Origin of the sequence: Mesorhizobium sp. M3A.F.Ca.ET.080.04.2.1 (assembly GCF_003952525.1) — a bacterium.
Taxonomy (GTDB): domain Bacteria; phylum Pseudomonadota; class Alphaproteobacteria; order Rhizobiales; family Rhizobiaceae; genus Mesorhizobium.
In genome coordinates, this window is the sequence record NZ_CP034451.1 from 3,128,483 (window position 1) to 3,142,129 (window position 13,647).

The 13,647-nt window shown below is 65.5% G+C and carries 15 protein-coding genes and 1 pseudogene; 6 read left to right on the plus strand and 10 right to left on the minus strand.

Going from position 1 to position 13,647, the window contains the following annotated elements:
• Positions 1-47: 47 nt before the first annotated feature.
• Complete coding sequence (gene ureC, locus EJ074_RS14860; RefSeq protein ID WP_165350084.1) at positions 48-1,763, minus strand: urease subunit alpha; 1,716 nt, start codon at positions 1,761-1,763, stop codon at positions 48-50.
• A gap of 164 nt (positions 1,764-1,927) precedes the next feature.
• Between ureC and EJ074_RS14865 the strand changes: the two genes are divergently transcribed.
• Both EJ074_RS14865 and EJ074_RS14870 read left to right on the plus strand, forming a co-directional pair.
• Positions 1,928-2,305 (plus strand): hypothetical protein, encoded by a 378-nt coding sequence (locus EJ074_RS14865; protein ID WP_095805089.1) that lies wholly within the window; start codon positions 1,928-1,930, stop codon positions 2,303-2,305.
• 129 nt (positions 2,306-2,434) lie between these two features.
• The gene (locus EJ074_RS14870) at positions 2,435-2,911 is read left to right on the plus strand and encodes a hypothetical protein (protein WP_095805090.1); all 477 of its coding nucleotides are present in this window, start codon (positions 2,435-2,437) and stop codon (positions 2,909-2,911) included.
• Between the two features lie 20 nt (positions 2,912-2,931).
• Here the strand turns inward: EJ074_RS14870 and EJ074_RS14875 are convergent, their stop codons facing one another.
• From EJ074_RS14875 to EJ074_RS14895, 5 genes are read right to left on the minus strand one after another with little or no spacing between them, the layout of a single operon-like run.
• The gene (locus EJ074_RS14875) at positions 2,932-3,237 is read right to left on the minus strand and encodes an urease subunit beta (RefSeq protein WP_095805422.1); all 306 of its coding nucleotides are present in this window, start codon (positions 3,235-3,237) and stop codon (positions 2,932-2,934) included.
• An 8-nt stretch (positions 3,238-3,245) separates the two neighbouring features.
• On the minus strand, positions 3,246-3,839 hold the full coding sequence (locus EJ074_RS14880; protein ID WP_095805423.1) for a HupE/UreJ family protein: 594 nt from the start codon (positions 3,837-3,839) through the stop codon (positions 3,246-3,248).
• 28 nt (positions 3,840-3,867) lie between these two features.
• Positions 3,868-4,122 carry a DUF1272 domain-containing protein gene (locus tag EJ074_RS14885; protein ID WP_095805091.1) on the minus strand — a complete coding sequence of 85 codons (255 nt, stop codon included), beginning with the start codon at positions 4,120-4,122 and terminating at the stop codon, positions 3,868-3,870.
• 11 nt (positions 4,123-4,133) lie between these two features.
• Complete coding sequence (locus EJ074_RS14890; protein ID WP_095805092.1) at positions 4,134-4,436, minus strand: urease subunit gamma; 303 nt, start codon at positions 4,434-4,436, stop codon at positions 4,134-4,136.
• A gap of 36 nt (positions 4,437-4,472) precedes the next feature.
• Entirely contained in the window at positions 4,473-5,324 is an 852-nt protein-coding gene (locus tag EJ074_RS14895) for an urease accessory protein UreD (protein ID WP_095805424.1), read from the minus strand.
• 201 nt (positions 5,325-5,525) lie between these two features.
• Between EJ074_RS14895 and EJ074_RS14900 the strand changes: the two genes are divergently transcribed.
• From EJ074_RS14900 to EJ074_RS14910, 3 genes are all read left to right on the plus strand, one after another.
• On the plus strand, positions 5,526-5,780 hold the full coding sequence (locus tag EJ074_RS14900) for an acyl carrier protein (protein ID WP_095805093.1): 255 nt from the start codon (positions 5,526-5,528) through the stop codon (positions 5,778-5,780).
• 4 nt (positions 5,781-5,784) lie between these two features.
• Positions 5,785-6,993, plus strand: coding sequence for a beta-ketoacyl-[acyl-carrier-protein] synthase family protein (locus tag EJ074_RS14905; RefSeq protein ID WP_095805094.1), 1,209 nt, complete (start codon positions 5,785-5,787; stop codon positions 6,991-6,993).
• 126 nt (positions 6,994-7,119) lie between these two features.
• Positions 7,120-7,824, plus strand: coding sequence for a glutathione S-transferase N-terminal domain-containing protein (locus tag EJ074_RS14910; RefSeq protein WP_129553551.1), 705 nt, complete (start codon positions 7,120-7,122; stop codon positions 7,822-7,824).
• A 9-nt stretch (positions 7,825-7,833) separates the two neighbouring features.
• Here the strand turns inward: EJ074_RS14910 and EJ074_RS14915 are convergent, their stop codons facing one another.
• From EJ074_RS14915 to EJ074_RS14930, 4 genes and pseudogenes are all read right to left on the minus strand, one after another.
• Entirely contained in the window at positions 7,834-8,160 is a 327-nt protein-coding gene (locus EJ074_RS14915; RefSeq protein ID WP_095805095.1) for a hypothetical protein, read from the minus strand.
• An 82-nt stretch (positions 8,161-8,242) separates the two neighbouring features.
• Positions 8,243-8,854, minus strand: coding sequence for a nucleoside triphosphate hydrolase (locus tag EJ074_RS14920; protein ID WP_095805426.1), 612 nt, complete (start codon positions 8,852-8,854; stop codon positions 8,243-8,245).
• A 343-nt stretch (positions 8,855-9,197) separates the two neighbouring features.
• Positions 9,198-10,304, minus strand: a complete 1,107-nt coding sequence (locus EJ074_RS14925) for a hypothetical protein (protein WP_095805096.1) — start codon at positions 10,302-10,304, stop codon at positions 9,198-9,200.
• A 170-nt stretch (positions 10,305-10,474) separates the two neighbouring features.
• Positions 10,475-12,279, minus strand: a pseudogene (locus tag EJ074_RS14930) (methyl-accepting chemotaxis protein).
• A gap of 227 nt (positions 12,280-12,506) precedes the next feature.
• Here EJ074_RS14930 and EJ074_RS14935 point away from each other — a divergent pair.
• Positions 12,507-13,460 (plus strand): D-alanyl-D-alanine carboxypeptidase family protein, encoded by a 954-nt coding sequence (locus EJ074_RS14935; protein ID WP_095805098.1) that lies wholly within the window; start codon positions 12,507-12,509, stop codon positions 13,458-13,460.
• Positions 13,461-13,647 lie beyond the last annotated feature (187 nt).

The following is a 13,647-nucleotide window of genomic DNA, read 5'->3' on the forward strand; positions in this document are numbered from 1 at the left end:
TCAAATGAAGATGTCGAAGAGCCGCAGATGGACCAAATCGAACAGCGTTAGAACAGGAAATACCGCTGCGCCATCGGCAGCACCGTCGCCGGCTCGCAGGTCAGCAGCTCGCCGTCGGCGCGGACCTCATAGGTTTCCGGGTCGACCTCGACATGCGGCGTGGCGTCGTTCAGCACCATCGAACGCTTGCCGATGCCGCCGCGCGTGTTCTCGACCGCGACCATGGCCTTCTCCACGCCCAGCCTGCCCTGCAGGCCGGCATCGAAGGCGGCCCTGGAGACGAAAGTCACCGAGGAGTTGGTCAGCGCCTTGCCATAGGCACCGAACATCGGCCGGTAATGCATCGGCTGCGGCGTCGGGATCGAGGCGTTGGGGTCGCCCATGGGTGCTGCGGCGATCGAGCCGCCGACCAGCACCATCTCCGGCTTGACGCCGAAGAAGGCGGGATTCCACAGCACGAGGTCGGCGCGCTTGCCCACCGTCACCGAGCCGATCTCCTTCGACAGGCCATGCGCGATGGCCGGGTTGATGGTGTATTTGGCGATGTAGCGGCGGACGCGGAAATTGTCGTTGTCGCCGGTTTCCTCAGGCAGCGCGCCGCGCTGGCGCTTCATCTTGTCGGCGGTCTGCCAGCAGCGGATCGCCACCTCGCCGACGCGGCCCATGGCCTGACTGTCGGAGGAGATGATCGAGAAGGCGCCGAGGTCGTGCAGTATGTCCTCGGCCGCGATCGTTTCCTTGCGGATGCGGCTTTCGGCAAAGGCGATGTCCTCGGGGATCGAGGGCGACAGATGGTGGCAGACCATCAGCATGTCGAGATGCTCGGCGAGGGTGTTCACCGTGTAGGGCCGGGTCGGATTGGTCGAGGACGGAATGACGTTGGGCAGGCCGCAGACCTTGATGATGTCGGGCGCATGTCCGCCGCCGGCGCCTTCGGTGTGGAAGGCATGGATGGTGCGACCCTGGATCGCCGCGACCGTATCCTCGACGAAGCCCGATTCGTTCAGCGTGTCGGTGTGGATCATCACCTGCACGTCATAGGCGTCGGCGACCGACAGGCAGCAGTCGATCGCGGCCGGCGTCGTGCCCCAGTCCTCATGCAGCTTCAGCGAGCAGGCGCCGGCAAGCACCATTTCCTCGAGCGCTGCCGGCCGGGAGGCATTGCCCTTGCCGGCCAAGCCGATGTTCATCGGGAAGGCGTCGAAGGACTGGATCATGCGCGCCATGTGCCAGGGACCCGGCGTGCAGGTGGTCGCCAAGGTGCCATGCGCAGGACCGGTGCCGCCGCCGAGCATCGTCGTGATGCCGCTCATCAGCGCTTCCTCGATCTGCTGCGGGCAGATGAAGTGGATATGCGCGTCGAAGCCACCGGCGGTCAGGATCTTGCCCTCGCCGGCGATGATCTCGGTGCCGGGACCGATGATGATGGTGACGCCGGCTTGGGTGTCCGGATTGCCGGCCTTGCCGATGGCCGCGATGCGCCCGTCCTTCAGCCCTATGTCGGCCTTGACGATGCCGGCCAGCGCATCGACGACCAGTGCGTTGGTGATCACGGTGTCGACCGCGCCCTCAGCCCGCGCGGCCTGGCTCTGGCCCATGCCGTCGCGGATGACCTTGCCGCCACCGAACTTCACCTCCTCGCCATGCACGGTGAAGTCCTCCTCGACCGCGATGAAGAGTTCGGTGTCGGCCAGCCGTACCTTGTCGCCGACGGTCGGGCCGTACATCTGCGCATAGGCGGCGCGGCTAATTCTGGCCATCAGCGATTGCTCCCGAAATGAAGTTCGATCGAATTTGGGCCGCACATTGTCGCCATCCAATGGTCACGCAATGACCCGCTCGGCGACACTTTGCGTACCCATTTGGCGGTTGAGGTGGCCGAGTCAGCCCAAAACAACCGTTTGCCCAACCGATGGAAGGAATATCCATGCGCAAGACGATACTCTTGGCCGCGGCCGCCACCCTGATGCTGGCGGGCGCTGCAAACGCTCAGCAACAGCCGACCCCGCAACCCCGCCCAGCGCCGGCTGAGCCGGCCACGCCGAAGGCCCAGCCGGGCGTGCCATCCATCCAGAGCGTCAGCATCGTCGACATCACCGAACTGCCCAAGGACACGCAGACCCAGGTCAACCAGATCGTCGCGCAGCGCGGCGACGCCGGCCTGCAGACATTGCGCAAGTCGATCGACGCCACGCCCAAGGTGAAGTCCGCGCTGGAAGCCAAGGGCATCACGTCGGCGCAGGTGATCGCCGCCAGCATGCAGCCGAACGGGGCGCTGACCCTGATCACCAAGAAGGCGAGCTGATCGCGCGCCGGGGCGGGTCGGATTTCGGCCCGCCCGTCCAACGACGCAAGGAACCTTCGCCCGAGAGGAATCGTTTTGCTTTTTTCGCGCCAGCTCGCGCCCCGCAACGAACCCTGTCAGGAGCGGACGATGGCGATCAGCCCGTTCAAGAGCCGACCTTTTATCGCCGCGACCTTCGTCGCGGCACTCGCGACACCTGCCTTCGCGCAGGGCCCGGAAAGCACCGAGACCGTCAACAGGATCGTCGGCTCCGCCGTCAACCAGGAAGAGGCCAGCACGAACGCCGAGATCGGAAAAGTCAGCTCGGCGATCGACCGGACGCGCGAGAACATCAGCGCGGTGCGCAAGACGTCCAAGCTCGACAAGGTCGATATCGTGTTCCTGACCGACGCCGCGCGCAGCGAAGGCGGTCCGCCGCCGGCGATCGAGAGCAAGGTACGGCAGCACAAGGACGACGTCGCGCAACTGCGCCAGGAGATCGAGGCGAACGCGCTGCTGTTCAACGCCATCGATTCCCGCCGCGTGCTGACCGAGGATGTCCTCGCCGTCGAATTCGACGATCCCGGCAAGATCGTCATCTACGCGGCTGCCAAGCCGGCGAAGTGATCGAAGCATCGGGGCAGACCTCACAGCTTGCCCATCACCTTCTGCTGAAATCCGAAGACCTCGCGCTTACCGCCGAGCGGCACCAGCGTCACGTCGCGCTCCTGCCCAGGCTCGAAGCGCATGGCCGTGCCGGCGGCGATGTCGAGCCGCATGCCGCGCGCGCGTTCGCGAGCGAACTTCAGGCCTGCGTTGGTCTCGAAGAAATGATAGTGGCTGCCGACCTGGATCGGCCGATCACCGCTGTTGGCGACTTTCAGCGTGACCGTCGGCAGGCCCTTGTTGAGCTCGATCTCGCCTTCTGCCGTGACGACTTCGCCGGGGATCATCACGAACCTCACAGCACGCCGAAGGCGAGGCCAATGCCGACCGCCGCGCAGGAGGCACCGGCGGCGCGGGTCAGGCCACGAAACCGCGTCCCGAGCCCGAGTGCTGCCGTGATGCCGACGGCGTGCAGAAGCGCCGTCGCAACGGCGAAGCCGGCCACGTATTCGAGGCCGGCTGCTGTCTCCGGCACTTCGGTGCCGTGCGCATGGCCATGGAAGAGAGCAAATAGGCCGATGATCGCGACACCTGCCGAGACCGGCAGGTCTACCGCCAGAGCCACAAGCAGGCCGAGCGCCACGACGGAGGCGAGAATGCCCGGCTCGACGAAGGGAACCGGCACCTGCAGCATTCCGAGCGCGGCGCCGGCCAGCATGACGCCGACGAAGGCAAGCGGCCATGCCCAAACTGCCCTGCCGCCTTTCAGCGCTGCCCACAGGCCGACGGCGATCATCACCGCCACATGGTCGAGGCCGGACATCGGATGCTCAAAGCCGGCGGTGAAAGAGGAGGTGGTGCCGATTCCGACATGGGCATAGGCGGGCATCACGGCTGCCACGAGCAGGATGGCTGCAAGCGTGGTGCGTATCGTCGAACCGAAGATCATCATAGCCTTCCTTCTGAACGTTTTCGGGTCAGGCGGCCTTGGCGGGGCCGCAGCCCTCGGCCTTGAGCACGCGTCTGGTCGAGGCCGGATATTTCTCCAGTTTTGCCGCCGGCCGGATCGGCCGGGGCGAGAAATTGCCGCCGCAGTTCGGGCAGACGCCCCCCAGCACATTCTGGGCACAGTCGGCGCAGAAAGTGCATTCGAAGGTGCAGATCACGGCGTCCGTGGCATCGGGTGCCAAGTCCTTGTCGCAGCATTCGCAGTTAGGCCTGAGCTCCAGCATTGCGCTTCTCCTCACCTGATCGGTTCGTGAACTGTCACCAGCTTGGTGCCGTCGGGAAACGTCGCCTCGACCTGGACGTCGTGGATCATCTCGGCAATGCCGTCCATGACCTGTGCGCGGGTGACGACATGGGCGCCGGCTTCCATCAGCTCGGCCACGGGGCGGCCGTCGCGGGCGCCCTCGACGACGAAGTCGGTGATTAAAGCAATCGCCTCGGGGTGGTTGAGCTTGACGCCGCGTTCCAGCCGCTTGCGCGCCACGATCGCCGCCATGGCGATGAGCAGCTTGTCCTTTTCACGCGGCGTCAAATTCATGCGTCTTTCCAGTATTCAAAACCAAACCATTCGAGGTCAGAGTGACCATAATTTGGGCAGGCCAGCCTGCCCGTTGAGCAGCTCGATGAGCGGTACCAGCCGCTTGCGGAGCCGGTAGCCATCGCCGGCGGCAAGCCTCGCAAGAAGCTTGCCAGATCGGCCGACGCTCCAGAAACTGGCGCCGCCCCGGTCTGCAATGATCGTGCGTGCCGGCTCGAGGAGCATCTCGGCGCGCGGTGAGACCAGGAGCAGCGTCGCAATGGCCACCGCCCCGCCAGCCACCGCCGGGTGCTGAAGCCTGGCCGCTATCTCAGGTTCGATGCGGAAATCTTCGGCATGGACCAGGGCGCCTTCCTGGCGGATCCGCCAACGGTCATGGAAGCTGCCGGCAATCATGCGCTCGCCCATGGCGAGCCGGCCGAAAAGCGTGGCCTCCAGCAGCAGCGCTTCGGCGCCGGCGGCGAGCTCGACATCCAGCGTGCGGGCGAAGGCCGCGCGGTCGAAGACGATTGTCTCCTGCGGCAGCCAGGCGAGGCGGCCACCAGCGCCGACGCCGAGATCGACGCGGGTCTCGGCCCGGTCCGAGGCCGCCCGATAGACCTTCTCGCACGCCTGGGTGGTAATGGAGACCGACGCGCCGGCATCGACCTTCACCTCCCAGGCCAGCCGGTCGCCGCCGGTCAGCCCGCCGGCGGTGTTGATCAGCACGGCCTCCAGCGGATCACCCCGCACGGCGGGCATGCGGATCTTGGCCGATCCGTCCTGATAAAGCCGTTGAAGACGCGTGCGGCCGCCGGCTCTGCCGCAGAAAAGCCTGGCTCGCCCGGCAACCCGTTGAGTGGCCGGCGTCGGGTTCGCGGTCAAGCGAGGCAAGCTATCGTCGATCATGTCCACGGCGCCAACGTTAAGCACTCCGGCCGCTTTGTCGATATAGAGCTTGTTGCTTGACATTGTTTCGGTTTCTATAGAGGGAAGCCACCCTGGAGCGTCACGCGGTGCCTGGCGAGGTAGAAGGCGACGACGTTCGCAGATCCGGGATCAAAGGGCGCTGATCCGTTGGCGTCGGGAAACGACAGGGGAAGGAACCGAATGGCTGACCAGCTGGCGACCGAAATCATCGAGAAGATCAAGGCTCATGCCGAGACCGGGGGCGAGGAAATCACCACCAGCACCGACCTCAACACGCTGGGAATCCATTCGCTGGAGCTCACCGAGATCATCTTCGATCTCGAGGAGAAATACGGCATCGAGATCGAGATGAACACGGTCGATGCCTGGAGCAACCTGAAGAACGTCGGCGACATGGTCGAGGCGGTTCGCGCGCTGATCGCGAAAAAAGCCTGACTGCATGCTGAAACGCGTCGTCATCACCGGCATTGGCGGGATATGCGGGCTCGGCAACGATGTGCCCGCCATCTGGAACGAAATGCGCGCCGGCCGCTCGGCGATCGGCACGATCGAGAATCCGTTCCTGCATGATTTGAAGGTGAAGGTCGGCTGCGAAGTCAAGACGTTGCCGGACCACGGCATCGACCGCAAGCAACTGGTGTCGATGGACCGCTTCAGCCTGCTGGCGGTGATCGCCGCCCGGGAAGCCATGCGGCAGTCCGGCTTGGCGGCGCATGCCGACAACACCTACCGGATGGGTGCCGTCGTCGGCGTCGGCGTCGCCGGCTTCGAGACCATCGAGGAGAATTATCGCGCGATCCTGGTGGATGGGCGCAGCCGCGCCGCCATCTTCACCGTGCCGAAGGTGATGCCGGGTGCGGCAGCCGGCCAGGTCAGCATGAATCTCGGCCTGCGCGGCCCGGTGTTCGGCGTCACCTCGGCCTGCTCGTCGGCCAATCACGCCATCGCCAGCGCCGTCGACCAGATCAGGCTCGGCCGCGCCGACGTGATGGTCGCCGGCGGCACCGAGGCGCCGCTGGTGTGGGGCGTGCTCAAGGGCTGGGAAGCGCTCAGAGTGCTTTCGCCCGATACGTGCCGGCCCTTCTCGGCCGACCGCCAGGGCCTGTCGCTCGGCGAAGGCGCCGGCATGGCGGTGCTGGAAAGCTACGATCACGCCACGGCGCGCGGTGCCACCATCCTGGCCGAGATCGCCGGCACCGGCCTGTCGGCCGACGCCTCCGACATCGTCGCGCCGACCGTCGAGGGACCGGAGGCGGCGATGCGGTTTTGCCTGGCGGATGCCGGGCTCAATCCGGAAGATATCGACTATCTCAACGCGCACGGCACCGGCACCAAGGCCAATGACCAGATCGAGACGGCGGCGATCAAGCGCGTCTTCGGCGAGCACACGCGCGGACTCTCGGTCTCTTCGACAAAGTCCATGCACGCGCACTGCCTCGGCGCGTCGGGCGGGCTGGAGATGATCGCCTGCATCATGGCCATCCGCGACGGGGTCGTGCCGCCGACGGCGAATTTCCGCGAGCCCGACCCCGACTGCGATCTCGACGTGACGCCGAACACGGCGCGCGAGCGCAAGGTGCGTGCTGCGCTCAGCAACAGCTTCGCCTTCGGCGGCACCAATGCGGTGCTGGCCTTCAAGGCGGTCTGATACCGCCCAGCCGGGCTTCATTTTTGTGCATGTCATTTTCGCAAAACCCGCTGCACAGCTTTGCGCGACATGCGGTAGTTCCTTGCGATGCTGCCCCGCGCCTCTCCGCGCAAGCTGGAGCCTTCGATGACCGACCTGTCCGCATTCCCGATCGCCCAGCGCTGGCCGGGCAAGCATCCCGACCGCATCCAGCTCTATTCATGGCCGACACCGAACGGCGTGAAGATCTCGATCGCGCTGGAGGAGATCGGGCTGCCTTACGAGGCGCATCCGGTCAACATCGGCAAGAATGAGAGCTGGACGCCGGAATTCCTGTCGCTCAACCCGAACGGCAAGATACCGGCCATGATCGACCCCGGCGGCCCCGGCGGCAGGCCGATCGGCCTGTTCGAATCGGGCGCCATCCTGCTCTACCTCAGCGACAAGACCGGCAAGCTCATTCCGGCCGACCCGATCCGGCGCTACGAGACAATCCAGTGGGTGTTCTTCCAGATGGCCTCGATCGGGCCGATCTTCGGGCAGGTCGGCTTTTTCAACAAATTCGCCGGGCGCGAGATCGCCGACAAGCGGCCGCTGGAACGCTACCGCGACGAGTCGCGGCGGCTGATCGGCGTGCTGGAGACGCGGCTGAAGGGCCGGCAATGGATCATGGATGACGACTACACGATTGCCGACGTGTCGACCCTCGGCTGGATGCGCAACCTGATCGGTTTCTACGAGGCGCGCGATCTCGTCGGCTTCGATGATTTTCCTGGTGTCGCTGCATGGCTGGAGCGCGGCCTCGCCCGACCCGCCGTGCAGAGAGGCCTGACCGTCCCGGCGCGAGGCTGAGAGCCGGTTTTACTTGGTCTTGGCCTTGGCACCGCCGCGGCCGAGCACGGAGGCTGCAAGGCGCGCAGTGGCGACCACCGCGCCGGTTGCAGCGCTTGCCACGGCCCGGATCGGTCCGGCCTTGCTCGCCGCCGGCTTGTGCGGCTTTGCCGGCTTCGCGGCGACCTTGTGCGTGGCGCCGGGCACTACCTTCTTGGGCGCCGCCTTGCCGAAGCTCGGCTTGGCGTCCTTGGAGCGCTCGGCAACCGCCGGGCCGGCGCCGGCCTTCGCCTGCGTCGCCCTGGACTGACTGGTCCTGCTTCTTGCAGGCGCGGGTTTTCTGGTCTTGGCTGCCATCGGACGGTTCCCTTTTTCTTATCGGCCATAACGGCCCGGAACTCTTAAGGTTCCCGCCCGAAAATATTGAAAATTGAGCGGGTTAACCAATAACCAGATCGGCTGCCCTGCGCCGTGCCAGCACCCGTTCGATGTTGGGCATGTCGTTGGAGGCGATCCAGGCGCGGGCGTCCTCGTCGGAGCGGCCGTGGCCGCGCCAGCGTTCCATCAGCCGGCGCTCTAGCTCGCCCCGCGCCACGTCGACGAAGATGGTGAAGTCGAACAACGGCGCCAGCCGCGACCACGGCTCCTCATCGAGCAGCAAGTAGTTTCCCTCGACCAGGATGAATTTGGTGTCGGCGGAAACGATCTCGGCGGCGGCGCGCGACAATTCCATGCTGCGGTCGAAGACCGGAATGGCAATGTCGGGCTCGCCGGAGCGGATGCGCTTCAACAGCGTCTCGAAGCCGGCGAAGTCGAAGGTCTCCGGCGCGCCCTTGCGCGAGCGCAGGCCGCGGCGGTTGAGAACGATGTCGTCATAGTGGAAGCCGTCCATCGGCACGACCTCGGATGTGCCTTCGGGCAGCAATTCATTGAGGTTCGCCGACAGCGTCGACTTGCCGGATCCCGGCGGCCCGGCGATGGCTACGATGAAGCGCTTGGCTTTGCCGGCACGCTTGAAGATGGCGGCTGCGATATGGGCGATTTCGGACATTCGGCGCCTTTCCGGAAGCGATTTCGGCCGCATCTTGGCGGCAGTCGGCGGAAATTTCAAACCTGCTCTTTGGTGATGGGATTCGATCGCTTGCGGGCCAGTCGGTGCCTTCGCGACTAGCTGGAGCGCCCATCCCTTCGTCATCCATGGGCGGATCAAGGAGCGTAGCAACGCAGCGCAGACCCGAGGATCCATTCCGTGACTTCGGATGTTCCGCCGCGATTCAGAATTCTGCGCCGTTGCGCCCTTCGGCGAAAGTCACGGCATGGATTCCAGGGTCTGCGCGACGGAGCTTCGCTCCTGCTTCGCCCTGGAATGACGACCTCAAGGCTGGCCCGAATGTTCAAGCCGGAGCCGAACGGCCGATACGCAGGAAGTCGCCGTCAAATGGCACCGCCTTCTCCGTGCCATCAGAGCCAAGGATGCGCATTCCCCCACTATCGGTTTCGATGCTCACCGGCGCCTCGGTATCGGCAGCCGGAACCACGCCTATGACATGGCGGAAGGAGACGCTGCGCCCTTCGTTCAGCGCGAAGGCCGTCGCCACGCCCTCATGCTTCAGCCAGTTGTCGCCGAGCGACGCGGCATGGCCGACCGCGGCACGGCCGTCCTCGATGCCGAGCACGCCGAGATGGCGGCCGCTCCAGGGCGCGTAGTCGCGCCCGCCATTGCTGAACCACAGCATCGTCACCGGCAGCTCGTCCGGGTTCTTCAGCACCAGCACCAGGTCCTGCTCGGCGCGGCGGGCGAGCGCCGTCCAGCCCGGTCCGCCGTGATCGGCCTCGACCAAAGTGATGAAATCCTCGCGCCGGTCCTCCATGCGGTAGTCGGTAAGATCGGTGGTGCCGCCGGCGGCGAGCGGGAACCGGGTCAGATCGGTGGCGCGGGCGGGATAGGCGAGCCGGAAACGGCCGCGCGCCGGATCGGGCTCGAGCGGGGTGGGCGGCGTCACCGCCAGGCGCTTCGGCGAGAAGCCGAGCCGCCCGCCGCCCCGCATCACGGTAATCGGATGATGCGCAACGGAGATGGCGCCGGAGCCGCCGGAAAAGACATGTTCCTGATAGAGGAACGGATTGCCGTCGCGAAGTGTGAAAATCTTGTCCACGCTGGCGCCCATTACCTTGCGCCGCAGGCGGAACACGGCCCGCCAGCCGTCGGCAATGGCGCCGTTCTCGACGACGTCCCACGCACTGTTGGCCGGCCAGCCATGCAGGGGTGCGGCCTCGACATCGCTGGTGGAAAACGGCGCGCAGAGGAAATCGCCCGAAAGCCGCACCGTGCCCTCAGGCAGGTTTTGCGGCAGCGTCTCGCGCGGCGCGCCGACCCAGGGCGCGCGGTGCAGCGGGTTGAGGACGTGGCCGTCGGCCTCGACCTCCATGGCGGCGATATGGCCTACCGTCAGATCGAGCGAAACCGAAATGCCCTTTGCACCGATCGTGACCGCGTCCATCGTTCTACCTCGAATCGTTCGGGGCGCCAGCAAAGCCTGCTGAGGGCGCTCGGCGCAAGCGAGGTGATTGGCAATTTGCATCATTGCTTGTCTAGCAGCGGTAGCGCGAGTCGATCACGGTCGACCGCCGGCGCTGCATGATCCCGGCCTCACCCAACGTCCGCCGCCCTTTACCGCTTATACTCCCGCACCGGCGACTTCGTGCCATCGGTGTAAGTCACCTGCACGGCCATCGAATTCACCTCGTCCTTGACCTTGAAGTAGGGCTGGTAGTCGGCGGGGATGGCGTAGGGGTCCTTCGCATCGCAGGGCGGCATGGCAAGCGTCTTGTCGAGCGCGGTGCCGTTCAGGCTGTAACGCACTTCCTTGATGGCGCAGCGGAAGGACAGCATCTGCGTGAAATAGACCAGCCCGTGGTTACCGCTGGCGTCGAAGGCGATCCATGAGGTCCAGAACTGGTCGAGGATCTGCTTGTTGCCCTGCTGCAGGGCCGTGTCCGGATCGAAGCGGATGTCGAACGGACCAGTCTCGCGGCCCCTGATGTCGAGATATTTTATCGCGATGCTGGTGGCCGCGGTGCTGTCGGGCAGCTCGAAACTGGGATTGGGCATCGGCTTGCCGGTGCGCTGGTCGTTCATCGCCATCAGCCCGGTGTCGGTGAACGGGCCGCTTTCGCCGAGCCGCCAGGAAATAGCGGTGGCCGGTTCTGGCAGCGAGATCGTCATCGACCAGCCGGCATTGGAGCGCGTCGGCGTCAGCGTCGGCCTGAAGCGTGACGGATCGAGCACGTCGCCGAGCGCGGCCAGCCGGGTCCGGCTGCGGTCCAGCCAGTCGGCCAACTGGGTCTGGTCGACAAAATATTTGAGCAGGCCGCCGTCTTTTTCATAGGAGACGAACTTGGTCAGCGCCTGCGCCTCGCTACGCTTGTCGGCCAGCGTCTGACTGCCCAGACGGTCCTCGGAGAATTCCTGCGCCTCGAGGAAATAGGCCGGCGCATAGTCCGGATTGGCCGATATGAAGGCGTTGAGCTTGTCGAGGCGCTGAGCGTCGTCGAACTGCAGGAAATGGACAAGCTTGATCGACGGCGCCTTGGCCTTCTCGGCCAAGGTGCCGAACACTTCGCGCGCGCCGGCCTTGCCGTCCTGGACGCGGAGCAGCGTGGCAAAGCGCGTGTAGGGGTCGATGGCGTCGACGTCGAAGCCGGCAAAGGCGAGGTAGGAGCGGCGGGCGTTCAGCATATCGCCGGCCAGCTCATAGACGCGGGCGTTGTGGTAGAACTCGTCGGGGCGTTTGGGGTCGGCGATCGCGCCGCCCTGGGCGGACAGCTGGGCGAAGCCCTTGGCTATTGCGTCGATGGACGCGGCGATCTGCTCGGTCGTCGCCTGCAGCTTGTCGGCCTGGGCCTGCTGCTGCTTCTGCCCGGCAGCCAGGGTGTCGGCGGTCTGCTTGACCGCCTCGACCGTCTTCTGCGTCTCGGCGCCCTGGGCCGCCTGCTGCTGCTGGGCGGAGGCGATCTCTTGCGTCTTCTGCGCCACCGTGTCGGTGGTCTGCTTCACCGCCTCAACCGTCTTTTGCGTCTCGGTGACGGTCTTTTCGATCTTGGCCACCTTCTCGGAAACGATGCCCAGCGACTGCTGCAGCTCGGCCACCGCCGGCACCAGGGCGGCGATGACGCCGTTCTGGGAACTGGTTTCCTGCTGGATGCCATAGAGCCGGCGGCGATCGCAGCCGCACTGGTGGCGAAGATCAGCGCCGGCATGGCCCTCGCCGCCAGAACCAGCCGCAGCACCATGGCGATGGCGATGACCAACGCCGCGACCGCCGCGCCCAGCGCAATATAGGCGGCGAAAGGCCCGAGCGGGTTGAGCACGTCGCCGATCGCGCCGCTGACAAAGGCAAAGCTCGCCGCCCATTTGCCGGTGCGGCTTAGCGATGCCCGCAGCAGCGAGGTCGTACCGGTGGCGATTTCCGACATGCCGATTCCCCCAAATCGATGAAGGCATCATAGCGGGAAGCTGGGGTGGAAGGCAAAGTGGGGGCCGGTGACCGCCAATGCCCTAGATTTGGCATGGAAGCAAAGTAACCCGGCACAAGCCATGAAAGCTGGGCAAACTCGCCGCCACAGCGGTTAACCAGTTGGACGCGGCGGGCGGGTTAGGCTAGCTTCGCCTCGTCTCAGCAACAGCCGCGTCCAGAACAGTCTTGTCCTACCTGCGTTCCTTTCCGCTCATCCAGAAATTGCTGGCCATGCTTGCGCTGTTCATGCTGGTCGCCGGCTGCACCACCGCGGCACCCCCGGAAAGCGTGCTGGCCGTGCCGGCGGCGCCGCAGAAATATGCGGCGATCGTGGTCGACGCCAGCACCGGCAAGCAGCTGTTCGAGGTGAATTCGACGGCGCAGCGCTATCCCGCCTCGCTGACCAAGATGATGACGCTCTATCTGCTGTTCGAGGCGCTGGAGAGCGGCCGGGTGAGCAAGGAGACGCAGATTCCGGTCTCCGGGCACGCCGCCTCGCAGCCGCCGACGAAGCTGCGCTTCCGGCCCGGCGAGACGATCGACGTCGATTCCGCCATCCGTGCGATCGTGGTCAAGTCCGCCAACGACGTGGCAGTGGCGGTGGGCGAATATCTGGGCGGCAGCGAGGACCAGTTCGCCGCCATGATGACGGCCAAGGCGCGCCAGCTCGGCATGACGAGCACCATCTTCCGCAACGCCTCCGGCCTGCCCGATGGCGGCCAGGTGACGAGCGCGCGCGACATGGCGGTGCTGGGAATCGCGCTCAGGCACCGCTTCCCGCAGCATTTCCACTATTTCTCCGAAAGCGACTTCATGTTCCGCGGCCGGCTGGTGCGCGGCCACAACGACATGCTGGGACGCGTGCGCGGCGTCGACGGCATCAAGACAGGTTTTATCCGCGCCTCCGGCTACAACATCGTGACGTCCTACAGCGCCGACGGCCGCCAATTGATCGTGGTGGTGATGGGCGCCGACAGCGCACGGCAGCGCAACGACCATGTCGAGGCGCTGATCCAGCGCAGTCTTACGGCGACCGTGGCGGATGCGCAGCCGAGGCTGATGTATGCCGGGCAGCAGCCGACGGGTTCTCCGCTTCCCGATTCGACGCCGTCCGGTTTGCCGGGTTTGCCATCACAGTAGATCGTCACAAAACAAATCGCCGGCGAAGGATCTCTTTCGCTCGAGGCGGAGGAGGGCAGCGCCACTCTGAGTGCTGCATGCATATCGCTGCTGGGCGCCATGCTGCGTCGCCCGCCCATCACAAGAACTTTACAGAGATGCGGCATTTCACCGTGACAATGGATATGCCGCGCCGGCTTGGCGTATC